At 49.6% G+C, this 25058-nt stretch carries 17 protein-coding genes; 4 read left to right on the plus strand and 13 right to left on the minus strand.

Annotation, left to right across the window (positions count from 1 at the left end; all coding sequences use genetic code 11):
- Window positions 1–217: 217 nt before the first annotated feature.
- On the minus strand, window positions 218–1669 hold the full coding sequence (gene gltX, locus KTH89_RS20875; protein ID WP_238722962.1) for a glutamate--tRNA ligase: 1452 nt from the start codon (window positions 1667–1669) through the stop codon (window positions 218–220).
- Between the two features lie 75 nt (window positions 1670–1744).
- On the minus strand, window positions 1745–1999 hold the full coding sequence (locus tag KTH89_RS20880) for a LysM peptidoglycan-binding domain-containing protein (protein ID WP_238722963.1): 255 nt from the start codon (window positions 1997–1999) through the stop codon (window positions 1745–1747).
- A 1276-nt stretch (window positions 2000–3275) separates the two neighbouring features.
- On the opposite strand from KTH89_RS20880, the gene KTH89_RS20885 reads away from it, so the two are divergent.
- Window positions 3276–7520 (plus strand): 2-hydroxyacyl-CoA dehydratase, encoded by a 4245-nt coding sequence (locus KTH89_RS20885; RefSeq protein ID WP_238722964.1) that lies wholly within the window; start codon window positions 3276–3278, stop codon window positions 7518–7520.
- Between the two features lie 88 nt (window positions 7521–7608).
- Here KTH89_RS20885 and KTH89_RS20890 read toward each other — a convergent pair whose 3' ends face one another.
- Complete coding sequence (locus KTH89_RS20890) at window positions 7609–8208, minus strand: TetR/AcrR family transcriptional regulator (protein WP_158346715.1); 600 nt, start codon at window positions 8206–8208, stop codon at window positions 7609–7611.
- The gene (locus KTH89_RS20895) at window positions 8208–12203 is read right to left on the minus strand and encodes an efflux RND transporter permease subunit (RefSeq protein ID WP_238722965.1); all 3996 of its coding nucleotides are present in this window, start codon (window positions 12201–12203) and stop codon (window positions 8208–8210) included. Before KTH89_RS20895 ends, KTH89_RS20890 begins: the two co-directional genes overlap by 1 nt.
- Window positions 12204–12831: 628 nt before the next feature.
- Here KTH89_RS20895 and KTH89_RS20900 point away from each other — a divergent pair.
- Window positions 12832–13860 carry a 3-deoxy-7-phosphoheptulonate synthase gene (locus KTH89_RS20900; RefSeq protein ID WP_238722966.1) on the plus strand — a complete coding sequence of 343 codons (1029 nt, stop codon included), beginning with the start codon at window positions 12832–12834 and terminating at the stop codon, window positions 13858–13860.
- Between the two features lie 197 nt (window positions 13861–14057).
- On the opposite strand, the gene KTH89_RS20905 is transcribed toward KTH89_RS20900, so the two are convergent.
- From KTH89_RS20905 to KTH89_RS20945, 9 genes are all read right to left on the minus strand, one after another.
- Window positions 14058–14339, minus strand: coding sequence for a type II toxin-antitoxin system YafQ family toxin (locus tag KTH89_RS20905; RefSeq protein ID WP_238722967.1), 282 nt, complete (start codon window positions 14337–14339; stop codon window positions 14058–14060).
- Between the two features lie 6 nt (window positions 14340–14345).
- Complete coding sequence (locus KTH89_RS20910; RefSeq protein ID WP_238722968.1) at window positions 14346–14633, minus strand: type II toxin-antitoxin system RelB/DinJ family antitoxin; 288 nt, start codon at window positions 14631–14633, stop codon at window positions 14346–14348.
- A gap of 130 nt (window positions 14634–14763) precedes the next feature.
- Window positions 14764–15648, minus strand: a complete 885-nt coding sequence (xerD, locus tag KTH89_RS20915; RefSeq protein ID WP_158346704.1) for a site-specific tyrosine recombinase XerD — start codon at window positions 15646–15648, stop codon at window positions 14764–14766.
- A gap of 236 nt (window positions 15649–15884) precedes the next feature.
- The gene (locus tag KTH89_RS20920; protein ID WP_238722969.1) at window positions 15885–16499 is read right to left on the minus strand and encodes a stage II sporulation protein M; all 615 of its coding nucleotides are present in this window, start codon (window positions 16497–16499) and stop codon (window positions 15885–15887) included.
- An 81-nt stretch (window positions 16500–16580) separates the two neighbouring features.
- Window positions 16581–17120: an NUDIX hydrolase gene (locus KTH89_RS20925; RefSeq protein ID WP_158346700.1), complete on the minus strand. Its 540-nt coding sequence runs from the start codon at window positions 17118–17120 to the stop codon at window positions 16581–16583.
- Window positions 17121–17309: 189 nt separating this feature from the next.
- Window positions 17310–18857, minus strand: a complete 1548-nt coding sequence (gene rny, locus KTH89_RS20930; RefSeq protein WP_158346698.1) for a ribonuclease Y — start codon at window positions 18855–18857, stop codon at window positions 17310–17312.
- Between the two features lie 143 nt (window positions 18858–19000).
- Window positions 19001–20320 carry an aspartate kinase gene (locus tag KTH89_RS20935; protein WP_238722970.1) on the minus strand — a complete coding sequence of 440 codons (1320 nt, stop codon included), beginning with the start codon at window positions 20318–20320 and terminating at the stop codon, window positions 19001–19003.
- 362 nt (window positions 20321–20682) lie between these two features.
- On the minus strand, window positions 20683–21708 hold the full coding sequence (locus KTH89_RS20940; protein ID WP_238722971.1) for a zinc-dependent alcohol dehydrogenase: 1026 nt from the start codon (window positions 21706–21708) through the stop codon (window positions 20683–20685).
- Between the two features lie 344 nt (window positions 21709–22052).
- A complete protein-coding gene (locus tag KTH89_RS20945; protein ID WP_158346692.1) occupies window positions 22053–23177 on the minus strand; it encodes an ROK family transcriptional regulator in 1125 nt (374 codons plus the stop codon).
- Window positions 23178–23381: 204 nt separating this feature from the next.
- Here KTH89_RS20945 and KTH89_RS20950 point away from each other — a divergent pair, with 204 nt between their 5' ends.
- On the plus strand, window positions 23382–24068 hold the full coding sequence (locus KTH89_RS20950) for a response regulator transcription factor (RefSeq protein ID WP_238722972.1): 687 nt from the start codon (window positions 23382–23384) through the stop codon (window positions 24066–24068).
- Entirely contained in the window at window positions 24055–25044 is a 990-nt protein-coding gene (locus KTH89_RS20955) for a sensor histidine kinase (RefSeq protein ID WP_238722973.1), read from the plus strand. The genes KTH89_RS20950 and KTH89_RS20955 overlap by 14 nt, the downstream gene beginning before the upstream one ends.
- Window positions 25045–25058 lie beyond the last annotated feature (14 nt).

Consider the following 25058-nt stretch of genomic DNA (forward strand, 5'->3'; position numbering starts at 1 on the left):
GGCGGACTTCACGTCCGACGGGCAAGAGCCTCTGAACCGGGAACACATCACGTGTTCCTGGTGAATAGGCTCGGTTCCTGAACCCGGCTTTTCGATTCCGCTTAGCGGGTGCCAGCGCAAGCCCTCCGCGCTCCCAGGGAGACACAACAGCCCCCGGCCTTCGGGAGCATCCCCGGAAACCGCCCTTGCGCCTGCCCGCTCCGGCCCCCTACAGAAATCAGCCCTCCAGCATACCAATCCCAAGGCGGATACGCTTCAGAGATTCCTCTTTCCCCAGGACCTCCATAAGCTCCGTAGCCCCTCCGGGAGTCGTCTGTTTTCCTGACACAGCGGTACGGATCGGCCACATAACATAACCGTTCTTATAACCTTTTTCCTTAATAAAACCGACCAGCGTCTCATAGAGCGCGTCGTTGCTGTAATCCACCTGCGCCTCCAGCAAAGGAAGCACCTCCTTAAGCACAACCAGAGCCGTCTCAGGAGTCGTCTTCATTTTCTTATGAGCATACATAGCGGTATCATACTCCGGCAGCTCAGCAATAAAATCCACCATCTCGGGAATATCCGGGAAGACCTCAATTCTGGTCTTCACCATAGCCGCCACCTTGCGGTAATCCACGTCTCTTCCAATCGCTTCTTTCAGAATCGGCTCCACCTTCTCATAGAAGACATCAAAATCCATGGCTTTCATATATTCGCCGTTCATCCAGCGGAGCTTCACCACATCGAATACAGCCGGAGCCTTACCCATATGATGATAATCAAATGCCTCCACCAGCTCTTCCAGGGAGAAAATCTCCCGGTTCTCCTCCGGACTCCATCCCAGCAGCGCGACAAAATTCACCACCGCCTCATTCAGAAAACCGGCCTCGATCAAATCTTCATAAGAAGAATGACCGCTTCTCTTACTCAGCTTCTTATGTTCCTCATCCGTAATCAGAGGGCAGTGCACATACGTAGGCACCTCCCATCCAAACGCTTCATACAGACGATTATACTTGGGGGAAGAGGACAAATACTCATTTCCCCGCACCACGTGGGTGATGCCCATCAAATGATCATCCACCACATTGGCAAAATTATAAGTGGGATACCCATCGGACTTAATCAGGACCATATCATCCAGCTCCGCGTTATCCACGGTAATATCCCCATAAATATCATCCTGGAACGTAGTCGTTCCGGTCTGCGGGTTATTCTGCCGGATCACAAAAGGCGCCCCTGCCGCCAATTTCTCCTCCACCTCAGCCTTTGACAAATGCAGGCAGTGTTTATCATAAACCATGACTTCCTTACCGTTAATCTCCTGCTTCAACGACTCCAGCCGTTCCTTATCGCAAAAACAATAATAAGCCTCGCCCTTCTCTATCAGCTGCTTCGCATACTCGAGATAAATCCCCTGCTCCTGCCGTTCACTCTGCACATAAGGCCCCACCGGCCCGCCGATATCCGGACCCTCATCATGTTTAAGCCCCGTCTTCTCCAGAGTCCGGTAAATAATATCCAGCGCCTCCGGCACAAACCGTTCCTGGTCCGTATCCTCGATCCTCAGGATAAAATCCCCGCCCTCGTGCTTCGCAATCAGATAGGCATACAGCGCCGTCCGCAAATTCCCCACATGCATCCTCCCGGTCGGGCTGGGTGCAAATCTCGTTCTTACTTTATTCATCCTAATACACTCCTACACATCGGTATTTTAATAATTTTCATATGTGCCCTATTTTAACACACAATCCCATTCCTGTTAATAGAAATTTGAAAAAATCGGGATGCAAATCTCATCCCCCTCCTGCAGGTTATACACATTCACATAAGGATTTGCCGCCATCAAACTCGCCAGGTTCACGCCAAACTGCCTGCTGATCCGGTACAGCGTATCCCCCTCCTTCACCACATACATCTCGCCGTCGCAAGTAATCCCGTTCGACCAATTCCCCACATCAAAAGGAACATCCGTCTTGCACATACCATCCACGCCTTTCCACAAAACTTTCTTCATTATTATATGCCTGCCGGCATAGAATGTGATAAATCCAAATGGACGCTCTGAGGGACTTGCTTTGGTGGGGGGCTAAGGGCCGGAGGGAGCTGGGGCTGGTATCCGGGCGGGGCGGGACAAACGTAACGGGAGCAAAATCGCTTCGGCCATGCCTGAGAACGGGTAACTCCGAAGAGGGCGAAACCTCTTATTAGCAGGACCCGGGGCAAACTCGCCAAAATGCGGCTCAAACAGTGCCCCGGGTCCTGCGAGGTTTCGTCCTCTTCTGCGTAACCCGTTCTAAGGCATGGCCTCAAGCGATTTTGCTCCCGTTACGTTTGTCCCGCCCCGCCCGGATACCAGCCCCAGCTCCCTCCTACTTTAGTGAACGCCATAATTCTATGTGCTAAGTTTATTGGGGATATAGGCTTATTAGGTCATTGCGCTATATTATTATAGGCCTATGACGGATATAGGCTTATGGGTTTATGAGTTTATGGGTTTGTGGGTTTACGATTTTACGGATTTTACAACCTGTATTATAATCTTTATACATTTATACATTTTGAATCTTTATTCTTAAAATCATTATGTTTAAATAACTTTATTTTATAAAACCTTTATAGGTTTACAGCCTTTTAGACTTTTAGAGATTATAATTATTATTGGGTAGTTTCATTATATTATGGGTTATAAGCAATATCCGTTTATAATGGTTTCTAATGGATTCTAATCATGATAGATTGTAAACGTTATAATTTTACAATCTGATGCTTCATATAATTAGCATAGACAATAACCATCCCAACACTCCGCAACTAATGACCATGGAAATGGGCCTTCTGTAAACCAGGGAAGAGAGGCAAGGGGACGGGGACGAAGCGGGAAGGCGCTGGGGGAACCCCGGGGGACTGACGGCCGTGTCTGCGAAACGCTTCGGGCGGGCATAAGCGGATCTAGTTCCGAAGGATGCAGAACCCCTTATTCGCGGGTCCGGGGCAAACTCGCCAGAAAGCGGCTCAGACAGTGCCCCGGACCCGCAGGGTTCTGTATCCTTCTCCACAAGATCCGCTAATGCCCGCCCTCAAGCGTTTCGCAGACACGGCCGTCAGTCCCCCGGGGTTCCCCCAGCGCCTTCCCGCTTCGTCCCCGTCCCCTTGCCTCTCTTCCCGTCCCCCCCAGCAAAGAAGCCCCCCAGCACCCCCAGCAGATGTTTCCGGTTGTTTTTTCAGGGACTTTGTCGTATAATGTAGGCTGATATTAGAGTAAGGAGGTACAGCAGGTTACTGCGTTATTTATGGATAAACAATTATTACATACATTGGGCATCGATATCGGTTCTACTACGGTAAAGATTGCCATTCTTGACCAGGATAAGAATATACTGTTTTCTGATTATGAACGCCATTTTGCCAATATTCAGGAGACACTGGCTTCTCTATTGGAGAAGGCTCATGCACAGCTTGGGGATGTTGAGGTCTGGCCTATGATCACCGGGTCCGGCGGGCTGACACTGGCGAAGCATATGGAGGTTCCTTTTGTTCAGGAAGTGATCGCCGTATCTACGGCGCTGCAGACCGAAGCTCCCCAGACGGACGTGGCTATTGAGCTGGGCGGGGAAGATGCGAAAATTATATATTTTGAGGGTGGAAATATCGAACAGCGTATGAACGGTATCTGCGCAGGCGGTACCGGGTCATTTATTGACCAGATGGCTTCTCTTCTGCAGACGGATGCCTCCGGTCTGAATGAGTACGCCAGGAATTATCAGGCCATTTATCCCATCGCGGCGCGATGCGGGGTGTTCGCTAAGTCTGATATCCAGCCTCTCATCAACGAGGGAGCGACCAAAGAAGATTTGTCCGCTTCTATTTTTCAGGCCGTCGTAAACCAGACCATCAGCGGATTGGCCTGCGGCAAACCGATCCGGGGGCATGTGGCGTTTCTGGGAGGACCGCTGCACTTTTTGTCTGAGCTGAAACAGGCTTTTGTAAGGACTTTGAAGCTGGATGCGGAGCATACGATCGCTCCCGACCACTCCCATCTGTTCGCTGCCATTGGTTCCGCGTTGAATGCGAAGCCTGAGGTCAGTACTACCCTGATGTCCCTGATACAAAAGTTATCCGGGAATATTAAGCTGGAATTCGAAGTGGAACGGATGGAGCCTTTGTTCGCTTCCGCTGAGGATTATGCGGCTTTTGAGAACCGTCACAACAGTCATTGTGTGGCTACGGCTGATCTGGCTTCCTATGAGGGAAATTGCTATCTGGGAATCGATGCGGGTTCTACCACTACAAAGGTCGCCCTGGTGGGTGAGGACGGCTCTTTATTGTATTCTTTCTACAGTAATAACAACGGCAGCCCGCTGGCTACCACCATTAAGTCCATAAAGGAAATCTATACGCTGCTGCCGCCTAGCGCCTCGATTGTCCGGTCCTGTTCTACCGGGTATGGGGAAGCTTTGATCAAGGCAGCTCTGTTATTAGATGAGGGCGAGGTGGAAACGGTAGCCCATTACTATGCGGCGGCATTTTTTGAGCCGGCTGTGGACTGTATTCTGGATATCGGCGGACAGGATATGAAATGTATCCGCATCAAAAATCAGACCGTGGACAGCGTGCAGTTAAATGAAGCCTGCTCCTCCGGCTGCGGTTCTTTTATTGAAACCTTCGCCAAATCTTTGAATTACAGCGTGGAGGATTTTGCCAAAGCGGCGTTGTTCGCCAAACACCCGATCGATCTGGGTACCCGCTGTACCGTATTTATGAATTCTAAAGTAAAACAGGCACAGAAGGAAGGGGCCGAGGTTTCCGATATCTCCGCAGGCCTTGCTTATTCTGTCATAAAAAATGCGCTGTTTAAGGTAATTAAGGTTTCCGATGCGTCCTCCCTTGGCCGGAACATCGTGGTACAGGGCGGTACCTTTTATAATGATGCGGTGCTTCGAAGCTTTGAAAAAATCGCGGACTGTGAGGCGGTCCGGCCCGATATCGCCGGTATCATGGGGGCGTTCGGCGCGGCGCTGATCGCCAGGGAACGCTATGAGGAAGGGATGGAGACCACCATGCTTCCTTTTGAGAAGATCAACACCCTTCAGTTCTCTACCAGTATGGCCAGATGTAAAGGCTGTACCAATAGCTGTCTGCTGACCATCAACCGTTTTACCGGAGGCCGTCAGTTTGTGACGGGCAACCGCTGCGAACGGGGGCTTGGAAAGGAAAAGAATAAGGATAATATCCCCAATCTGTTTGAATATAAAAACAAGCGTCTGTTCGACTACGAGGCTTTGCAGGAAGATGAAGCGGTAAGAGGCACCGTGGGCATTCCCCGGGTCCTCAACATGTATGACAATTATCCGTTCTGGCATACGTTTTTCACCAAACTGGGGTTCCGGGTGGTGCTTTCCCCCTCTTCCAACCGGAAAATATATGAGCTGGGCATCGAGTCCATTCCCAGCGAGTCGGAATGTTATCCGGCTAAACTGGCTCACGGACATGTGATGTGGCTCATCAAGCAGAAAGTGGATATGATCTTCTATCCGTGCATTCCCTATGAGCGGAATGAATTCCCGGATTCCAACAACCACTACAACTGCCCCATCGTCACGTCTTATGCGGAAAATATTAAGAATAATATAGAAGAAATCCGTTCCGGACAGGTGAATTTCAAGAATCCGTTCCTGGCATTTACCAGTGAGGAAGTTCTCGCCAACCGGCTAAAAGAAGAGTTTGCGGAGTATATGCAGATTCCGGCCGAGGAAGTAGGGGCTGCCGTGCACGCAGGGTGGATGGAGCTTGAAAATTTCCGTGAGGAAATGATGCGCAAAGGAGAAGAGACCCTGGCCTGGATGAATGAAAACGGCAGGCGCGGAATCGTTCTGGCCGGCCGGCCTTATCATGTAGATCCGGAGATCCATCACGGTATTCCCGAGCTGATCACCTCCTATGGTCTGGCGGTGTTGACGGAAGATTCTATTTCCCATATGTATCCGGTGGAGCGCCCGTTGATCGTCATGGACCAGTGGATGTATCATTCCCGTCTCTACGCGGCGGCAAACTATGTAAAAACCAGGGATAATCTGGATCTGATCCAGTTAAATTCCTTTGGCTGCGGCCTGGACGCGGTTACCACCGACGAGGTAAGCGATATCCTGTCCAAGTCCGGAAAGATTTACACTTGCCTGAAAATCGATGAGGTAAATAATCTGGGCGCCGCCAGAATCCGGGTCCGTTCGTTACTGTCCGCCATCCGGGTGCGGGAACAGAAATCGATCTGCCGGACTGTGGTATCCTCCGCCTATGACCGGGTAGTATTTACCAAAGAAATGAAAAAAGATTACACCATCCTCTGCCCCCAGATGTCGCCGATCCACTTTGCTCTGATCGAGCCGGCGTTAAAATCCTGTGGGTTTAACATCCGTGTTCTGCCCAATGACAACAAAGCGGCGGTGGATGTGGGATTAAAATATGTCAACAATGACGCCTGCTACCCTTCACTGATGGTAGTCGGCCAGATTATGGAGGCCATCTTATCCGGTGAATACGATGTAAACAAAACTGCGGTTGTTATTTCCCAGACCGGCGGCGGCTGCCGCGCTTCCAACTATATCGGATTCATCCGCAGGGCTCTTGAAAAAGCCGGATATCCCCAGATTCCGGTTATATCCATCAACCTGAACGGATTAGAGAGCAACCCGGGCTTTTCCTTTACGCTTCCATTATTGAAAAAGGCCATATTCGGTCTGGTATTCGGCGACATCTTCATGCGCTGCCTGTACCGGATGCGTCCTTATGAGGCCACGCCGGGCTCCGCAAACGCGCTGCACAAAAAATGGGAGGCCAGATGCGTCGCGTTTCTCCAAAAAAAGCATCCGTCCTTCCGTGAATATAAGAAATTATGCCGAGAGATCATTCAGGACTTCGACAAACTCCCGGTAACCGATGTACAAAAGCCCAAGGTCGGAGTAGTCGGCGAGATTCTTGTAAAATTCCTGCCGGCGGCAAACAACTACCTGGTGGAATTGCTGGAATCCGAGGGTGCGGAGGCCGTAGTCCCCGATCTTCTGGACTTTTTCCAGTACTGCTTCTATAACTCGAATTTCAAGGCCGACAAGCTGGGCATGAGTAAGAAGACCGCTGCGCTTTGCAATCTGGGAATCAAGGGCCTGGATTGGATCCGTTCCGCTCCGCGTAAGGCCTTAGAGGCCAGCCGGCACTTTGACCCACCGGCCCACATCGAAGACCTGGCGAAAATGGCGGAGCCGATCGTCTCGCTTGGCAACCAGACCGGAGAAGGATGGTTCCTGACCGGCGAGATGATGGAGCTGATACACAGCGGCACCAGCAATATCGTATGCACACAGCCCTTCGCCTGCCTGCCGAACCATATCGTCGGAAAGGGAGTCATCAAAGAAATCCGCAGACGGCATCCCAAGTCCAATATCGTAGCCATCGACTACGACCCCGGCGCCAGCGAAGTAAACCAGCTGAACCGTATCAAACTAATGCTATCCACCGCCCAGAAAAATCTGGCCGAGCAATAACTAAAAGGGACATGTCCATTTCGATTTGGGACATGTCCATTTCAGTTTGGGACATGTCCATTCCGGTTTGGGACATGTCCGCATTACGTTATCCTAACATTTTCATGATATTCCCGTACAGGAATTCTTTCATCTGCTCCACGCTCACTGACTCTGAGATCTCTTCCTGATGGAAATAAAGTACAAAGCTCATGAACTGTGACACCAAAGCTGTGCGCTGTAAGGCCGGCGCTAACTCCGGCCGGAATACGCCCTCCTTAACTCCAGCTTCCACGAACGCCATCAGGATTTCATTGATTTCCCTACAATATCCTTCCTGGCTGTCCATCTTTTCTTTCAGGGAATTGGAAAATTCAAACGATCCGGTCGCCATCTGGAACAGCTGTGTAAATGAACTCTTCTGTCTCGCATCCGTTTCCATCCACTGAAAAATGGTAAAAATCCGGTCTCTGGTATTCATATTTTGTCTCAGCAGCCTGCGGATCTTCTCAATGCGCCGTCCCACGTCATAGAACAGCGCCTGTATAATAATCTCTTCCTTGCTCCGAAAATATTCATAGGCGGTGCCTTTGCCAATTCCGGCCCGGTTGGTAATGTCGGATACTTTTAACGAGTTGATATCCACGCCGTCTTCAATCAGTGCGATCACCGCTTCAAACAGAGCAACCTTCTTGTCAGCTACTTCCATTACTCAATCTCCTCCTCCGTCATGTCTTTCTTCCGGTTGAACAAATCATAGATACACGGCACTACAAACAGGGTCAGCAGCGTACCATAGATCAGTCCTCCGATCGTGACGATAGCCATGGGCTGCACCATATCTGCGCCCATGCCAAAACCGGCCGCCATGGTAGAGAGTCCTAACACCGTCGTCATAGCCGTCATCAAAATTGGCCGCAGACGGGTCCTTCCGGCTTCCACGATCGCCTCTTTTTTCTCCATTCCTTCTCTTCGCAGCTGATTGATATAATCCACCAGCACGATACCGTTGTTTACGATAATTCCTGACAGCATGACGAAACCGATCATTGCGATTACGCTGACTTCGCTGCCGGACAGGAACAGTCCCAGGAACCCGCCGGTAAAGGCCAGGGGAATGGTGAACATGATGATAAACGGTGACAGCAGTGACTGGAACTGGGCCACCATAATCAGATACATGAATACCAGCGCCAGCAGCAGCATTTTGATTACCTGGACCATGGCTTCATTGATCGTCTCATCCTCACCGGCCATCTCGATACTGTATCCGTCCGGAATCTGATACCGGTTCAGCTGCTTTTGTATTTCGCTGCTGACCAGACCGATATTGTGGTCTTTGTCAATGGATGCGGATACGGTAATACAGCGCTCATTTCCAATCCGGTTAATGGACGACAATCCTTCCCCTTCCGTAAACGTACAGAGCTCCGACAGGGGCACGTCTTCTTTCTCTTTATCCTTATTCGTGACACTGATGGTCAGTTTTTCCAGATCCTGCCAGGTCAGTTCTTCATCTTCCCCGTCTGTCACGGTCACATTATAATCTTTTGCCGCTGTCTGAAGAACGGTAGCCGCTTTGGCATCCGCCAGTCTGGCCTGTACCTTCTGGTATACCTGAGCCACGGTCAGGTTGTATTCCGAGGCCTTCTCTTTATTTACAATAATCCGGAACTCCGGCGTGGTCTCCTCCATTCCGTCATTGACTTCCGTAGTGCCTTTGGTGTCGGTTATGATTTTCGCCACATCGCCGGCGATCTCCTGAAGCTTATCCAGCTCACGGCCTTTAACCCGGACGGAAATACCGCTGCCGCCAAGAGCACTCATATCCATCGTATTCGTATTTACGGAAACCTCGCAGTCCAGATCCTGGGTCAGTTCCTTTATGCTGTCCGCCACTTCCGCATTGGTCATGGTCTGGTCTTCCTTCAGAATCAGATACAGAGACGCCGCGTCTGTCGAGCTGCTCCCCATTCCCATCATTGAGCCGGAACTGACCATTGCGCCCACGGTATCCACATCCGGGATCGTGGTCAGACGCTCGATCACCTGGTCTGTCATGGCCGCCGTCTCCGAAAGCAAAGACCCTTCCGGCATCTTCACATCCACGGACACCTGGGTGCTCTCCATCTCCGGCATAAACGCCGTACCTCTGGAAATAGCTCCAAATGCACTGACCGCCAGCAGCACCACCACCGTGATCAGGACCACAGCCTTATGCCGCAGTGACCAGGCGATTCCCTTTCCGCACACGCCCTGCAGCCGGTCCAGAATCTTATGTTCTTTCTCCTTGGTATTCTTAAGCAGTCCCGCCGACATCATCGGTACCAAAGTAAGGGCGATAAACAGGCTGGCCAGCAGCGAGTAAGCGATCGTCAGCCCCATGTCCACGAAAAGCTGCCGCGTGATACCCTGTGTAAATATAATCGGCGCAAATACGGATATCGTCGTCAGCGTGGATGCCATAATAGCTCCGGACACCTGCCTTGCTCCGTCAATAGCCGCCTTCTTAACCGGCACGCCCTCATTTCTCAGCCGGTAAATATTTTCAATCACGACAATGGAGTTATCAACCAGCATGCCGACTCCCAGCGCCAGACCGGACAGCGAGATAATATTGATCGTCACACCGGAAAAATACATCAGCACGATCGCTGTCAGGATACTGATCGGAATCGAACAGGCGATAACCAATGTAGGCCTGATATCCTTTAAAAACAGCAGTAGTATCAGAATCGCCAGCAGCCCGCCGAACAACATATTTTCCAGGACAGAATTGATCACCATGTCAATATAAATCCCCTGGTCCATCAGGGCTGTAAACGTCAGATTCTCATTTTCCGCCGCCAGCTTATCGAAACGGTCCTGCAGCCTGCCGGATACATCTCCCGTGGAATACCCGGTCTGCTTCTGAATGCTGAACATGATACCCGGATTTCCATTTATTTTGGCATAAACCTGGTCGCTGTTGTCCGTATAAATAACGTCCGCCACATCGGAGAGCCGGATCGGTTCCAGCCCGTCCATTCCCATGTCCAGCAATACCAGATTTTCCAAAGCCTCCGTGTCGGCCACCTTATCACCGACCCGCACCAGGTAGTCCACCCGGTCTTCCGTGACATACCCCGCAGGCATGGAAAAGTTCTGGGCCAGCAGGATCTGCTTGATCAGGTCCGTATTAATAATATTGTTCAGATCGGAATTATCATAGGCCGTATCTTTCGTATCGTCAAACTGCTCCTTGGCCGAGTCCATCTGCTTCTCGCCCATCTCCAGCATGGCCTTGGCGCTGCCCATCTCCACAGCAGCCTTGGACTGTCCTTCCACCAGCTGCTTCATCGCGTCGTCGGTTTTCTCTTTTATTTCCGGGAAGGCTTCCTGCGCTTCCTGAAGCTTGGTCTTGTTTTCTGCCAGCTCCTTCTTTGCCTCAGCCAGACTCCCCTCTAATTTATTAACTTCTGACTTGGCGGTATCATAAGCCGCCCGTATCTGGGCCAGCTCCTCTTTCGTCACCGGCAGCTGGGACGCTTGCTGGTCGATCTGATTCAGCGCCCCCTGAAGCCCGCTCTTTAACGCATCCAGGATCCCCTTCTGGACCTCCACAGGCATATTCTGGATTCCCATCTGAACCGCTTGGTTAATCGCCGCTTTCTGTTCTTCCGTAAGCCCGCTTGTATCGATCGCGGCCAGCATACCCTGCAAAGCCGCCGCCTGTTCCGGTGTGATCGCCCCGGGTGTTATGGAATTCAGGAAATCCAGCTGCTGCTGTATCTGCGCTTTCGCCTGATCCAGAGCATCCAGCCCCTCTTCCGCGGCTTTTAACTGCTGTTCCAGCTCCGATGCTTTCCCTTTCGTCTCTTTCAGCGTATCCTCAAGCGAACTGACCAGCGTTTCCCCCATCTGCACCATGCTCTGGGCTGTCGCGATCTGCACCTCGCCCTTGGCGATATCCAGCTTTCCATTCAGAATCTGGGTCTCCCCTTCCGCCATCTTTCCGGAAGCCTCATTCAGCCCGTCCTCCAGTTTCTTCTTCCCATCCTTAATCTCAGACTGGGCATCCTCCATCTCCGACTCTGCATCTGCGAAACTGTCATCTAACGCCGCTCTCACCTTCGCATTGGCCTCATCCACCTTATCCTGGCGGATAATCACCTGAACGCTTTCCTCGATCTCACCGGTAGCCGTGACGCTGGCTACCCCTTCCAGACTCTCGATATCCGGTATCACCTTGTCATTTACCAGATCCGTAAGCTCCGAAGCGCTCAGTCCCTCCCCGTCCACCGCCGCCACCATAACCGGCAGCATATCCGGGTTCAGCTTCATAATCAGCGGATCACCGATATTATCATCCCAGTACGTCTTGATCTGATCCAGGCTTTCCCGCATCTCAATGGTAACGGAATCCATATTGGTAGTCTCCGCGAACTCCAAAATAACCATAGAAACATTATCCGAAGAAACCGAATTGATGTTCTCTATATTACTGATGGTCGCCATCGCCGACTCCACCGGTTTCGTCACTTTCTCTTCCACTTCTTCCGGGCTGGCTCCCGGGTCTGTCGTCATAACTATCGCATAGGGCAGGTTCATACTGGGAAACAGATCCGTGGTCATCTCCGTAAAAGATACGACCCCCAGAATCAATATCAGCACCACAGCTACCACTACCGTATACGGTTTCTTCACGCTAATCTTCGATAACATGCCGCTCCTCCTTGCGCTTGGCTCTTCCTGTCAAAATATACCGACCGACCAACCGGTCAGTCACTTTCCTCATTATAAGGGCCGCCCTGATTTGCGTCAATCCTTTTAAATATTAAACTTTTATAAACTGAATTTGTGGGCCGGAGAGGAAAGGGGGAGCCTGGGAATCCGGGGGAATGGGGACTGGGTGCTGGAGAGCGCACGTCGCGGGCCGGCTTATGGCGGCAGGGAATTCCCGTGCTCCCGCCTCCGGCCAGGTCTTTGTACGCTTTGAAAAGACATAAGAAACGGTTACTAGTTACACTTGCGGAGGAGTCCGGAAATCCCCATTTTTCAGGGCACTGTTTGAGCCCGCAAGGGCGAGTTTGCCCTGGAAAATGTAATAAGGGATTTCCGGGCTCCGGAGCTAGTGTAACTTGTAACCGTTTCTTTGTCTTTTCAAAGCGTACAAAGACCTGGCCGGAGGCGGGAGCGCGGGAATACCCTGCCGCCATAAGCCGGCCCGCGACGCGCGCTCTCCAGCACCCAGTCCCCATTCCCAACGGCCCCTCCCTAAAAACCCACCCCAAAAAATAGTCGACAAGCCAGGATAATTAGTTTATAATCATTGCGAAAGGACGTGCTAACTATGGGATTTACTTTTATTAAAAAATTACCTACCCCTTCGGAGATTCGGGAACAGTATCCGATCAGCGAAGAGATTAAGAAGATAAAGGAACAGAGGGATGCGCAGATCCGCGATGTGATCACTGGTGTCTCGGATAAGTTCCTGGTCATTGTGGGGCCTTGTTCCGCGGATAATGAGGATGCGGTGTGCGATTATGTAAGCCGGCTGGCTGAACTTCAGGAAGAGGTGAAGGAACGGCTGATCCTGATTCCCAGAATTTATACGAATAAACCAAGGACTACCGGCGAGGGGTATAAAGGAATGGTTCATCAGCCGGACCCTGAGAAGAACCCGGATCTTCTGGCGGGTCTCATCGCCATTCGGAAGATGCATATACGGGCTATCGAGGAAACCGGGCTGACTGCCGCGGATGAGATGCTCTATCCTGAAAACTGGCGTTATCTCTCAGATATTCTGTCTTATGTGGCTATCGGCGCCCGCTCTGTGGAGGATCAGCAGCACCGGCTGACGGTCAGCGGTTTTGACGTGCCGGCGGGCATGAAGAATCCGACCAGCGGCGACTATTCGGTTATGCTGAACTCGGTGGTGGCCGCACAGAACGGGCACAGCTTTATTTACCGGGGCTGGGAAGTAAAGACGGACGGAAATGAACTGGCTCATGTCATTTTGCGCGGCGCCGTCAATAAACATGGTTCCTGCATTCCCAATTATCACTATGAGGACCTGAACCGGCTCCTTATGATGTATGACGAGCGGGAGTTAAAAAATCCGGCTGCGATTATCGATGCCAATCATTCCAATTCGAATAAGCAATACCTGGAACAGATCCGTATCGTGAAAGAAGTTCTGCACAGCAGGCGGCATTCCCATAATATTCATCGTCTGGTTAAGGGTGTCATGATCGAGAGTTACATAGAACCCGGCGCACAGCGGGTAGGCGAACATGTCTATGGAAAATCTATCACCGATCCTTGCCTGGGATGGCCGGAATCGAAACGCCTAATTCTGGATATTGCGGAATTATGCTGATATAATTTAACTCTTTATTGAAGAAACTTAAAAATTTTAAAGGAGCTGTGAAAAACAGCGTAAATCGAAGAGGACTTCTGTCTCCGTGTTGCAGAGACGGTAAGTCCTCTCTTTCAATTCGTTTTTTCCGCTAAAACCTGGGTTCTAAATCCGGGGACCAGGTTTCAAGGCCCTGACGCGGATTTCCTTCCTCCCATTTATCCTTTTCTCAGCAGATCCGAATGGGACCCTGTCCGGGAAGCGGTTAATATCAGCTTATCTCGATGGACTGCATAGATGAACAGCCAATCCCTCGAAACATGGCACTCCCGAAATCCGGCATAAGTTCCCGACAGAGCATGATCATGGTATTGTGCCGGTAAAGCTTTCTCCTCCAACAGCTTATCGATCACCTGTTCCATCCGGCACATGTCGTATCCGCGCTTTTTCAGCCGTTTATAGTCCTTTCGGAATTGGCCGGTGGTTTCCAGTTGCAGCATTATTTTTTAGTCCATTTCTTTATTTAACTCTTCAAATAGCTCTCCTGCCGTAGCATAAGTCTTCGTATTTACCTTTCCACCCAGAATATCGCGCGCTTCCTGCACGGAAACCTCTGTTTCCGTATTATAAAGAGGCTGTTTCTCATCAAATGGCAGACCTCCCGCAGCGATAGATTTGCACAAAAACAGGTCAATGGCATCCGATAAAGTGATACCCATGTCCGCAAATAATTTTTCTGCTCTTTCCTTCGTCTCCGGATGAATTCTTATCTGGATACTGGTGGTTTCCGCCATAATATGAGCCTCCCTTTCTCCTATAAACCATTATATGCATCCTAACCAATTCGAACTATGAAAACCGGCAGGGCCCGGGACATTCCAAGTCGAATGGCAGGTTTGTCCCGGGCCCTCCCCATATCTGCGTTTATTTTCTTGGATGGGCTTTCGCATATACTTCCCGTATATGGCTGCTGTTAATATGCGTATAGATCTGGGTCGTTGATATATCGGAGTGCCCCAGCATTTCCTGTACGGCTTTTAAGTCCGCTCCATTCTCCACCAGGTGGGCCGCAAAGGAATGCCGTAATGTGTGGGGAGTAATATCCGCCTCGATCCCGGCCCTCTTTGCATAGTATTTGATCAGTTTCCAGAAACCCTGACGGCTCATAGGCTTGCCGGAGCAATTGGTAAATAAGGCTTCACAGCCCTCTGATCCGATGAAATGGCTTCTCGCGTTTTCCATATAATTCTCAAGCGCCCGCTGGGCGGCATGTCCAAATGGAATGATCCGCTCTTTCTCGCCCTCCCGGCAGACGATATAATTCATCTGAATATTTACATCTGATGCCTTCAGGGTAATCAGTTCGGTCACCCGGATGCCGGTGGCGTACAAAAGCTCCAGCATGGCCTTGTCCCTGATCTCCTTCGGCGTGGCGCCGTGGGGCTGCTCTAACAGAAGTATGACATCGTCCGTGGAAAGCACATCCGGTATTTTCTTCTCTACTTTGGGGGCTTTTAACACTTCCGCCGGATCTTCTTTTACAATTCCCTGGCGGAATAAGTAGATAAAGAAAGCCTTTGCCGACGCGATGCTCCTGGAAATAGTTGCCGCCGCAAAGCCTTTTTTCTCCAAATACAGAATGTATGAGTTCATATTTGTGGATGTAATGTTCCTTACATCCATAACCCCCTGGCCATACATGAATCTGGCCATTTTCAATAAATCTCTCTGATAGGAAATTTCCGTATTGTTCGAGGTCTTCTTTACCTCGTGCAAATACGAAATAAATTCCTGTATTTCTTTTTCCATACACTCATCCTTTGCTTTCCGGCTGACTCACCCACATTTATTCTTACCGTTTCTTCTCCCGATACGCCCCTGTATAATTTACATAATATTGCGTTATATCTAGTATTATAAGCATAAATTCCGAGAAAATCAAATGTAAATTTACTTAAAAACCCAGGATTCATGCGGGTCCGACATAAAAATACAACATATCGGCGGCCCATTTCGGGGCGGCACAATATGTTGTTTATATTCCGTTAAAAATTTTTCAAAATAAGCTTTAAAAAACCGGTATTTACGTAGGTTTCCAGGAAAGTTCCGGCCAGGATTCCTCCCATGGTCATAACCAGTACCAGCACATAGGGGACAATAAGCTGCTTCTTTGGCTGGTAGCTGCTTCCCGACAGGTATTTTCCGTAATACAGCTGAGCCGACATCCCATGAACCTTAACCAAAAAGAAGATCAGCAAAGGCACATAGACCACATACTGGGGCAAAATACCTCCCACACACAGCATCAGCCCCTTTACCCCGAATTTCATCACCGACATGGACAGAATCATCCCGGCGGAAAATCCGTACCAGACGAGATACAGCCAGACGGCCGGGCAGCCAAGGACCGTAACTCCCATAATCCAGAGGAAAAGAATACCCATAGACCGCTTTCCCAATATGTAGAAAAACAGATTTCCGTAATCGATTTCCATATATTTATATTTACTGAGAAAATAATCGCTCAGGATTCCGGTTTGGTTCAGATAATTTTTACCGAAGAGATTGGCGAACAGCACGCCGCCTATAAGCCCTGCCATAAACAGCAGAATAAACAGTTTTTTATTTACCGCTGTCTTTCCTGTCCGAAATATCTGCACATGGATGCCCCTTTCCAGCTTACTCCTTTCATTTTATGCAACCGGCGCAGGAATTAGACGGGAAATAGGGAACTTAAAGTCTTAGCTGCAATATTTCAGCTTATACGCCAGGATCGCCGACACGGTCTTGGAATCCTGCAGCACACCGTCGTAGCAAAGCTTTACCAGCTCGTCGATCTCATGCTCCTCCACATCCACATACTCGTCCTCATCCAGATGCTGCCGGGAGGGAATCAAATCTCTGGCCACATAGACGTCGATAAATTCATTACAAAAAGCAACCGTTGTCCGAAGAGACAGCAATAACTCCAGGTTCTCTGAGCGGTACCCGGTCTCTTCTTCCAACTCCCTGGCCGCGCACACAATGGTTTCTTCCTCCTCGCTGTCCCTGCCTCCTGCGGGTATCTCGAGAGTAAAGCGATCCAGGGCATTGCGGTACTGGCGCACCATCAGGATCTTTCCTTCCTTTGTGACCGGGACTACGGCCGCCGCTCCCTTATGTTTAATAAAATCCCACTCCGCCACGTTCCCGTTGGGAATCTGCACATAATCCTTATAGTAGTCGATCACCGCTCCCTTATGAATCAGTTCTCTCTTTAACCGCTTATACACTTCCGCCATACGACACACTCCTTATATTCAAATCTTTCAAAGCTCCAATAGTAATCAAGCGTCATTATACCACCGGCCGGCGGCTCTTACAAGAACGGGTTTTGTCCGTGGGTTTCGCTCGCAGGTTTTGTCCACAGATTTCGTCCAAGAAAAAATACCCCAAAACCGCTTCCGCGGTCTGGGGCATCTCTTATCTTCTTATTTTGCGTAGTCTGTAACCCTGGATTCCCGGATTACATTTACTTTGATCTGGCCCGGATATTCCAGTTCGGACTCGATCTGTTTGGAAATATCTCTGGCCATTAATACCATGTCGGCATCGCTGACCATTTCCGGAACTACCATTACACGAATCTCTCTACCTGCCTGAATAGCAAAAGACTTCTCCACTCCCTTAAAGGCATTGCTGATATCTTCTAACTGTTTCAATCTGTTTGTATATGTTTCTAACGTTTCTCTTCTCGCTCCCGGTCTCGCCGCCGAAATCGTATCGGCTGCCTGTACCAGACAAGCGATCAGACTTTCCGGTTCCACATCCCCATGGTGGGATTCAACCGCGTTGATTACCGTGGCTGATTCCTTATATTTTCTGCATAAGTCAACACCGATTTGAATATGTGAGCCTTCTGTTTCATGATCGATGGATTTTCCGATGTCATGTAATAAACCGGCACGTTTTGCCATTCTTACGTCCACGCCAATCTCGCTGGCCAACAGACCTGACAGCAGTGCCACTTCAACCGAATGCTTCAAAGCATTCTGGCCATAACTCGTCCTGAATTTCATCTTTCCTAACAATCTGATAAGTTCGGGATGAACGCCGTGAACACCCGCTTCCAACGCAGCGGCCTCTCCCTCTTCGCGCATCATGGTCTCTACTTCCTTCTGCGCTTTTTCGACCATCTCTTCGATTCTGGCCGGATGAATCCGACCGTCCACAATCAATTTCTCCAGTGCGATTCTCGCCACTTCACGTCTGATCGGGTCAAAGCTTGAAAGGATAACCGCTTCCGGCGTATCGTCAATAATCAGATCCACCCCGGTCATCGTCTCCAAGGTACGGATATTCCGGCCTTCCCGGCCGATAATCCTGCCCTTCATCTCATCGTTGGGCAGCTGAACCACGGAAATCGTCGTCTCAGCCACATGGTCTGCCGCACATTTCTGTATGGCGTTTACCACATACTCTTTTGCTTTCTTTGATGCTTCTTCTTTTGCTCTGTTCTCCATCTCTTTGATGAGAACAGCCGTGTCATGTTTTACTTCGTCTTCAACAGTTTTCAACAGATATTCTTTTGCTTGTTCGGAGGTAAGTCCAGAGATTCTTTCCAGTTCCTGTACACGTTTGGCATGAAGTTCCTGCACTTCCGCCTTTTTCTTTTTTAAATCTTCTTCCTTTGCTGAAATAGAAGACTCGCGCTTTTCCAAATTATCCGCTCTCTTGTCGACAGCTTCTTCCTTGGAAAGTACTCTTCTTTCATAACGTTGCAGCTCAGCCCGCCGTTCCTTGGTCTCTTTTTCCAGTTCATTCTTGGTCTTTAAAGATTCCTCTTTGGCTTCCAGCAGGGCTTCCCTTTTCTTGGTTTCCGCGGTTTTCAATGCTTCATCTATTATTTCTCTTGCTTTGTCTTCCGCACTACCGATCTTGGATTCTACTACATTCTTCCGATAGGCAGTGGCGACGATCCAAGTAATAACAGCCACAACCAACGCGACTACAACAGCAACAATGATCGTAGTTGGCACAGGAGCACCTCCTTATTTAGTTTTCATTGTACATAAAAATACAACACTTAAATTTTATACTTTTTTATGCATTATGTCAAGTTACCCAAAGAATTTTCCACAATAAATTGTGAAAGTCCTAAAATTCACAAAAAACCGTTTTATCACAGCTGGGCAGTTACAAAAATATCATAAATTGCACGAATCGCAGTCTCAAAATCACTGTTTTTCACACCAATTATAACATTTAATTCGCTGGAGCCCTGGTCGATCATCTTCACATTTACCCGCGCATGGGCCAGCGCCGAGAATATGCGTCCGGCGGTACCGCGCGTGGCTTTCATGCCCCGCCCCACCACGGCGATAAGCGCCAGGTCAGATTCCAGTTCCACGATATCAGGATGCACCGCGCGGTGAATTCCGGCGATCACCTGCTGCTCTTTGTCGACAAATTCCGACTGCTGCACGAAGATCGTCATCGTATCGATCCCGGACGGCATATGTTCAAATGAGATGCCATTGTCTTCAAATACTCCCAGAACTTTCCTTCCGAAACCGATCTCGGAGTTCATCAGATCTTTATCCACGCTGATGGAGGCGAAGCCTTTCTTACCGGCGATTCCGGTGATGGTATACTTGGAACTGCGGCAGGTGCTCTCCACGATCAGCGTGCCTTTCTCGTCCGGCGCGTTGGTGTTCCGGATATTGATGGGAATCCCTTCCTTGCGCACAGGGAAAATGGCGTCCTCATGCAGAACGGTGGCTCCCATATAGGCCAGCTCCCGCAGCTCCCGGTAGGTGATGGTCTCAATAACCTCCGGATTGCTTACGATTCTCGGATCGGCAACCAAGAAGCCGGACACATCGGTCCAGTTCTCATACAGATCCGCGTGAATGGCTTTTGCCACCAGGGAACCGGTGATATCGGACCCTCCTCTGGAAAATGTCCGGATGGCGCCGTCGTCCAGCGCCCCGTAAAACCCGGGTATTACCGCATGTTCTGCGGATTTCAGCCGGTCATGGAGCTTTTTATCTGTCTTTTCGGCGTTCAGGCTGCCGTCCTTTTGGAAAAAGATCACTGTGGCGGCGTCTATAAATTCAAACCCCAGGTAGGCCGCCAGTACGATCCCATTTAAATATTCCCCGCGGGAGGCCGCATATTCACTGCCGGCTTTGTTGATAAACATCTCCGCGATTTTATCAAACTCAGCGGCCAGGGACAGTTTTATGCCCAGGCCCTGGATAATCTCTTCATATCGGGCTTCTATCTTTTTCAGCAGCTCTTTGAATTCTTTTCCGCTTTCTGCCGCTTCGTAACACTGATAAAGCATATCTGTAACTTTTGTGTCATGGGAATATCGCTTTCCGGGAGCGGAAGGCACCACATACCTTCTGGCTTCCTCCTGACAGATAATATTTTTTACCTTTTTAAACTGTTCTGCGCTGGCCAGCGAACTTCCGCCAAATTTTACTACTTTTTTCATTACTCTCTTTCTCCCTCTTGCTCTGTTTCATTCTATCTTTCCGCACGTCTTTATAATATGTACATTTGTATTCTCAAGAAACACACGCTAATAAAATACCTCTTTTCTATGAAAATTGCAAGTATTTTCTTTCTTTTTTACAATATTTCGCTCATGGACGGGACGGCAAAAGGTACCCGTGTTTTATCCGGCCTTTTCCGATACTATAAATTATACCCGCTTATTACCGTTCATGACAATAATATTTTTATGCAGGCAAAACTGTATGCAAAACACCGGAATTACCCTTTCAGGCAATTCCGGCGCCAAATATTTTCAACCGCTATTCTCCGACATACCGCTTTTCTCCTGCATCCTGCCGTTTAATCCTGGACGTCGATTAAGACTTTCATTGTTTTCTCCTGATTCTCATCGATGTACTTGTAAGCCTGCAAATACTCAAGGAACGGAAAATGCTTTGACATTAAGGGACGCAGCCGGATTTTCTTATCCTCTACCAGTTTAATGGCTTCTATGTAATCTTCGTTCCGATACATCATCGTCGTATTCAGATCCAATTCATGGTCATTCAGAACCGCCAGATCCACATTTGCCATACCTGCGTACACCGCGACCAGAATAATCGTGCTTCCTTTTCTGGCGTATTGAATAGCCTGGCCCATTGTCGTATCGTTTCCGGCGCAATCATAGATCACATCCGCTTTATCCGGGCCAAAGTGCTCCAGGACGGCATCCCCGAAATTCCGTTTCCTGGTGTTTTCCGCAAAATCAATACCGCATTCCTTTGCGATGCCAAGCCTGATATCACTCACATCCGTCACCAAAACTTTGCCGGCGCCCTTTGCTTTCGCCGCCTGCGCTACAAGATTTCCAATCGGCCCGGCGCCAATGACGGCAATATTTCCGCCGGAAATATCCCCTGCCCGGTTTACAGCGTGAACCGCCACTGCCAGCGGTTCGATCATGGCTCCTTCGTCATAGCTTAACTCCTCCGGCAGCGGTGTCACTTTGGAAGCGTCCACCGCAAAGAGTTCACTGGCCATCCCTGTCGTCTGAAACCCCATTACTTTTAAATCTTCACAGAGATTATATTTTCCGTGCGTGCACGGGTAGCACTTGCCGCAGAAAACCTGCGGCTGCACCGTAACTTTTTGCCCGACCTTCAGATTCCTGACATTACTGCCCGTTTCCACAATCTCTCCGCTTACCTCGTGCCCTTGCGTAACCGGATATTTTGTAAATGGATGCTTGCCGTGATATACATGAATATCACTTCCGCAGATACCAATCCGCTTAATTTTTACAACGACTTCCTGTTCCTTCGCAGCCGGGTCCGGAACATCTTGAAAACAGATCTCCCCCGGCGCCGTCATTACCTGTTGAAGCATTCTTCCACCCCAATTCTTTTTATATAGTTTTATAAAACTATTTATTAAAGTATTGTTATAATAACATTATCAAAAACGATTGTCAATACGCAATGCCAAAATTTCAGGCCTGTCAAGCCTCTCCCTCCCGCAATTCATGCCCGGAAACCAATACAAGATGCCGCAAGTGGACTGGCTCCTTTCGGATGAAAAGTTAAGCGGCAAGACACTAAAAGAGAAAGGTGCCTGTCCCCGGAAGCCGGCCCATCAAGCCCAGCCACCGAAGCAGACACCTCCCTCCGTTTCCCGATATTTCCACTTCGCCCAAACTCCCCCCAGTTCCAAATCAGGCCACAATCCCCCTGTTACAATCGATCCATATACTCTTCCATCGGAATCATCGCAGCCCCCAAAGCGCTTGATTCCTGCTTAAACCTGCTGGCAGACAAAAATACATCTCCCGGCTGCTCAAACGGATCAAGCGCGGCAACCTTTGACTGAAGTTCCTGAAGCCACGGCTCCATATAGCACCCGACATATCCACCCAAAATAATATCACAGTCAAAAGACATGCGGATATTAATAATTAATTCTGCCAGATGGTCCATATACTCATTCCAAACAGCCTTCTTTTCTTCCTCCCCCTCCCTTAAACGGTCAAAAAAAGCTTCCAGCTTCTCTTCCTTCGGGGCCAGTACCAGCGCCGAGCAATAAGCGTCCGCACATCCTAACTGCCCGCAATAGCACGGCCTGCCATTGTGCACAATCCTCATATGCCCAAACTCCCCGCTTCTCTGGTTGATTCCCCTATAGATATCCCCATTAATAAAAATTGCTCCGCCCACGCTGTTACTAAGCGATAAATATACCATTGTACTGTTCTGCGGCAAGTTCCGCAATTCCGCCAAAGCCGCGGCATTTGCGTCGTTTACAAAGTAAGCTTTCCAAGGCAGCAGGGAACTGATGGCCTTACAGGATACATTCCTGATATTTAACACATGGGAATCCGCGATGACGGTCGCGTCCTCAGTCATGATTCCGGGGATGGAAATGCCCACGCCCGCTATTTTTCTGGTATCGATGGGATGTTCTCCTATAAAAGCCTGAATCATAAGGGCTAATTGGGAATAATATTCATTGGTATTCCTGTAAGGCAAAACAAACCTCTTATGAAATAAAATATTTTCCGACAGATCAATGAGAACGATACGGACGTGATTCTTTGTAATCTCAACCCCGATAGACAGCGCCGCGTTTGAAATGCTCGTAATCACATTCGCTTTTCTGCCGCCTGTGGATTCAAACCGGCCGCTCTCTTCCACTACACCCAGCTCCTGTAATTCCTTCACGTTCTGCAGGATCGTGGGCATACTAAGGCCAAGCGCTGCCGCGATGTCCTGCCGGGAAGTTGTTTTGCTTCTAAGAATATATTTCAAAATATGATTCCGGTTTTGTTTTTTTATCTCTATGCTGGCTCCTGGCCCTTTCATATTCCCTCCTGCGACGCAGTTACCGCGTCTATTTTCTTCTTTCCGCTATTACATCTTTCCTTTTACAAAACTCTTTTTATAAGTATATACCAGATTTTTTCTATTTTCAACATTTTAGACGGCCGTTATTCTTATCTCCTCTGGCATATTTGCGCCAAAAGAAATATAATAGACTGCAAGATCTCTTAACGATGGAGGGAACACATGAAACAGATATTTTTAGTAGAGGACGATAAAGCGATCGCCAGGAACCTAATACGCCTGCTCCGCTCGGAGGGCTTCGCAGTCACCCACGCTCCCACGCGCGCGCAGGCTCTCGCTGCGCTTGCCGGTAATCATTTCGACCTGGCGCTGGTCGACATTTCCCTGCCTGACGGAAATGGTTTTACGGTCTGCACGGAAATCAAAGCTTCCCAGGACATTCCCGTTATCTTTCTGACCGCTTCCGACGATGAATCCAGCGTTGTTACGGGCCTGAACCTTGGCGCGGACGACTATATCACCAAACCGTTCCGCCCCAGGGAGCTGATCGCTCGGATCGGAACCGCTCTGCGAAGAAGCGCGCGCCCCGGGCCTATATTTGAGATTCACGGAGTTCAAGTGGATACCGCCAGCGGAATCGTGAAAAAATGCGGGAAAGAGATTTACCTTTCCGCGTTGGAATACCGTCTGCTGCTGGTGTTCATACAGAATCCAAAAAATATTATCACCCGGGACCGCCTGCTGGATGAATTGTGGGATGCCGCAGGTGAATTTGTCAATAATAATACCCTGACCGTCTACATCAAACGGCTGCGGGAAAAGATCGAGGATGATCCCACCGATCCGCAGATCATCCTCACCGTGCGCGGGACCGGGTACCGGCTGGGAGGCGGCTATGTTTCGGAATAGAGAAATCCGGCAGTTTGCCGTATGGTTTGCCCTGATAACCGCCGCCTCCTGCGCCGTAGGTTTCGCTGTCCGGCCGGCAGCGGGAATACTGGCTCTTGTCTCTGCCCTTGCCTTCGGCACGGCATTTTATGTGTTTACCAATGCCCGTTACCGGAGCATTGCACGGATTACCGATCAGATCGATCTGGTCCTGCACAACGCCGATCATACGTTTATCAGTGAATCGGACGAGGGCGAGCTTTCCATCTTGCAAAGTGAAATAACCAAAATGACGCTGCGGATCCGGGAACAAAACGACGCATTAAAAAAAGAGAAAACCCACCTTGCAGATTCGCTGGCCGACATTGCCCATCAGCTGCGCACACCGCTGACCTCCGCGAACCTCATCCTGTCCCTGCTGAAAAACAACCCGGAAAAAGCGGAACGGATGGCCCTAATGAGGGAGACGGAAGAATTGTTTATCCAGATGGACTGGCTGATTACCTCTCTGCTCAAATTATCCCGTTTGGACGCGGGTATTATCGTTTTCCAAAGAGAACCGACGGACGTGGACCGCTTGATCCGGTCCGCCCTTCACCCGTTTTTGATCTCCATGGAGCTGCACAATATTCAGGTACAAACGGACATACCGGAGGGGATATCCGTCTTTGGCGATTCGGACTGGCTTTCTGAGGCGGTACAAAATATCCTTAAAAATTGTATGGAAAGTACGGGAGATAACGGAAGAATTCAAATTGCCTGCGAGGACAACCTGCTGTTCACACAGATAACGGTCCGGGACAGCGGCGCAGGCTTTGCAAAGGAAGATCTGCCCCATGTATTTGACCGGTTATACCGGGGAGCAAATGCAAACGCTTCGGGGTACGGGATCGGTCTGGCCCTCTGCAAGTCCATCATCATCCGGCAGGGAGGGACCATAACCGCTAAGAATCATCCCCAGGGCGGGGCCCTATTTACCATCCGTTTCCCAAAGTGACGAATCTCTCACCA

This window comes from Diplocloster agilis (assembly GCF_019042275.1).
Lineage (GTDB): Bacteria > Bacillota > Clostridia > Lachnospirales > Lachnospiraceae > Diplocloster > Diplocloster agilis.

What these genes read in the sequence shown, in the direction of transcription:
- KTH89_RS20940 (WP_238722971.1), bottom strand. Translation starts at nt 21,708, where the DNA reads ATGCTTCAACAGGTAATGACGGCGCCGGGGGAGATCTGTTTTCAAGAT.
- KTH89_RS20890 (WP_158346715.1), bottom strand. Translation starts at nt 8,208, where the DNA reads ATGGAAGTAGCTGACAAGAAGGTTGCTCTGTTTGAAGCGGTGATCGCA.
- KTH89_RS20895 (WP_238722965.1), bottom strand. Translation starts at nt 12,203, where the DNA reads ATGTTATCGAAGATTAGCGTGAAGAAACCGTATACGGTAGTGGTAGCT.
- KTH89_RS20910 (WP_238722968.1), bottom strand. Translation starts at nt 14,633, where the DNA reads ATGGCGGAAACCACCAGTATCCAGATAAGAATTCATCCGGAGACGAAG.
- KTH89_RS20885 (WP_238722964.1), top strand. Translation starts at nt 3,276, where the DNA reads ATGGATAAACAATTATTACATACATTGGGCATCGATATCGGTTCTACT.
- KTH89_RS20925 (WP_158346700.1), bottom strand. Translation starts at nt 17,120, where the DNA reads ATGGCGGAAGTGTATAAGCGGTTAAAGAGAGAACTGATTCATAAGGGA.
- KTH89_RS20900 (WP_238722966.1), top strand. Translation starts at nt 12,832, where the DNA reads ATGGGATTTACTTTTATTAAAAAATTACCTACCCCTTCGGAGATTCGG.
- KTH89_RS20905 (WP_238722967.1), bottom strand. Translation starts at nt 14,339, where the DNA reads ATGCTGCAACTGGAAACCACCGGCCAATTCCGAAAGGACTATAAACGG.
- KTH89_RS20955 (WP_238722973.1), top strand. Translation starts at nt 24,055, where the DNA reads ATGTTTCGGAATAGAGAAATCCGGCAGTTTGCCGTATGGTTTGCCCTG.
- xerD (WP_158346704.1), bottom strand. Translation starts at nt 15,648, where the DNA reads ATGGAAAAAGAAATACAGGAATTTATTTCGTATTTGCACGAGGTAAAG.
- KTH89_RS20935 (WP_238722970.1), bottom strand. Translation starts at nt 20,320, where the DNA reads ATGAAAAAAGTAGTAAAATTTGGCGGAAGTTCGCTGGCCAGCGCAGAA.
- gltX (WP_238722962.1), bottom strand. Translation starts at nt 1,669, where the DNA reads ATGAATAAAGTAAGAACGAGATTTGCACCCAGCCCGACCGGGAGGATG.
- KTH89_RS20950 (WP_238722972.1), top strand. Translation starts at nt 23,382, where the DNA reads ATGAAACAGATATTTTTAGTAGAGGACGATAAAGCGATCGCCAGGAAC.
- KTH89_RS20880 (WP_238722963.1), bottom strand. Translation starts at nt 1,999, where the DNA reads ATGAAGAAAGTTTTGTGGAAAGGCGTGGATGGTATGTGCAAGACGGAT.
- KTH89_RS20945 (WP_158346692.1), bottom strand. Translation starts at nt 23,177, where the DNA reads ATGAAAGGGCCAGGAGCCAGCATAGAGATAAAAAAACAAAACCGGAAT.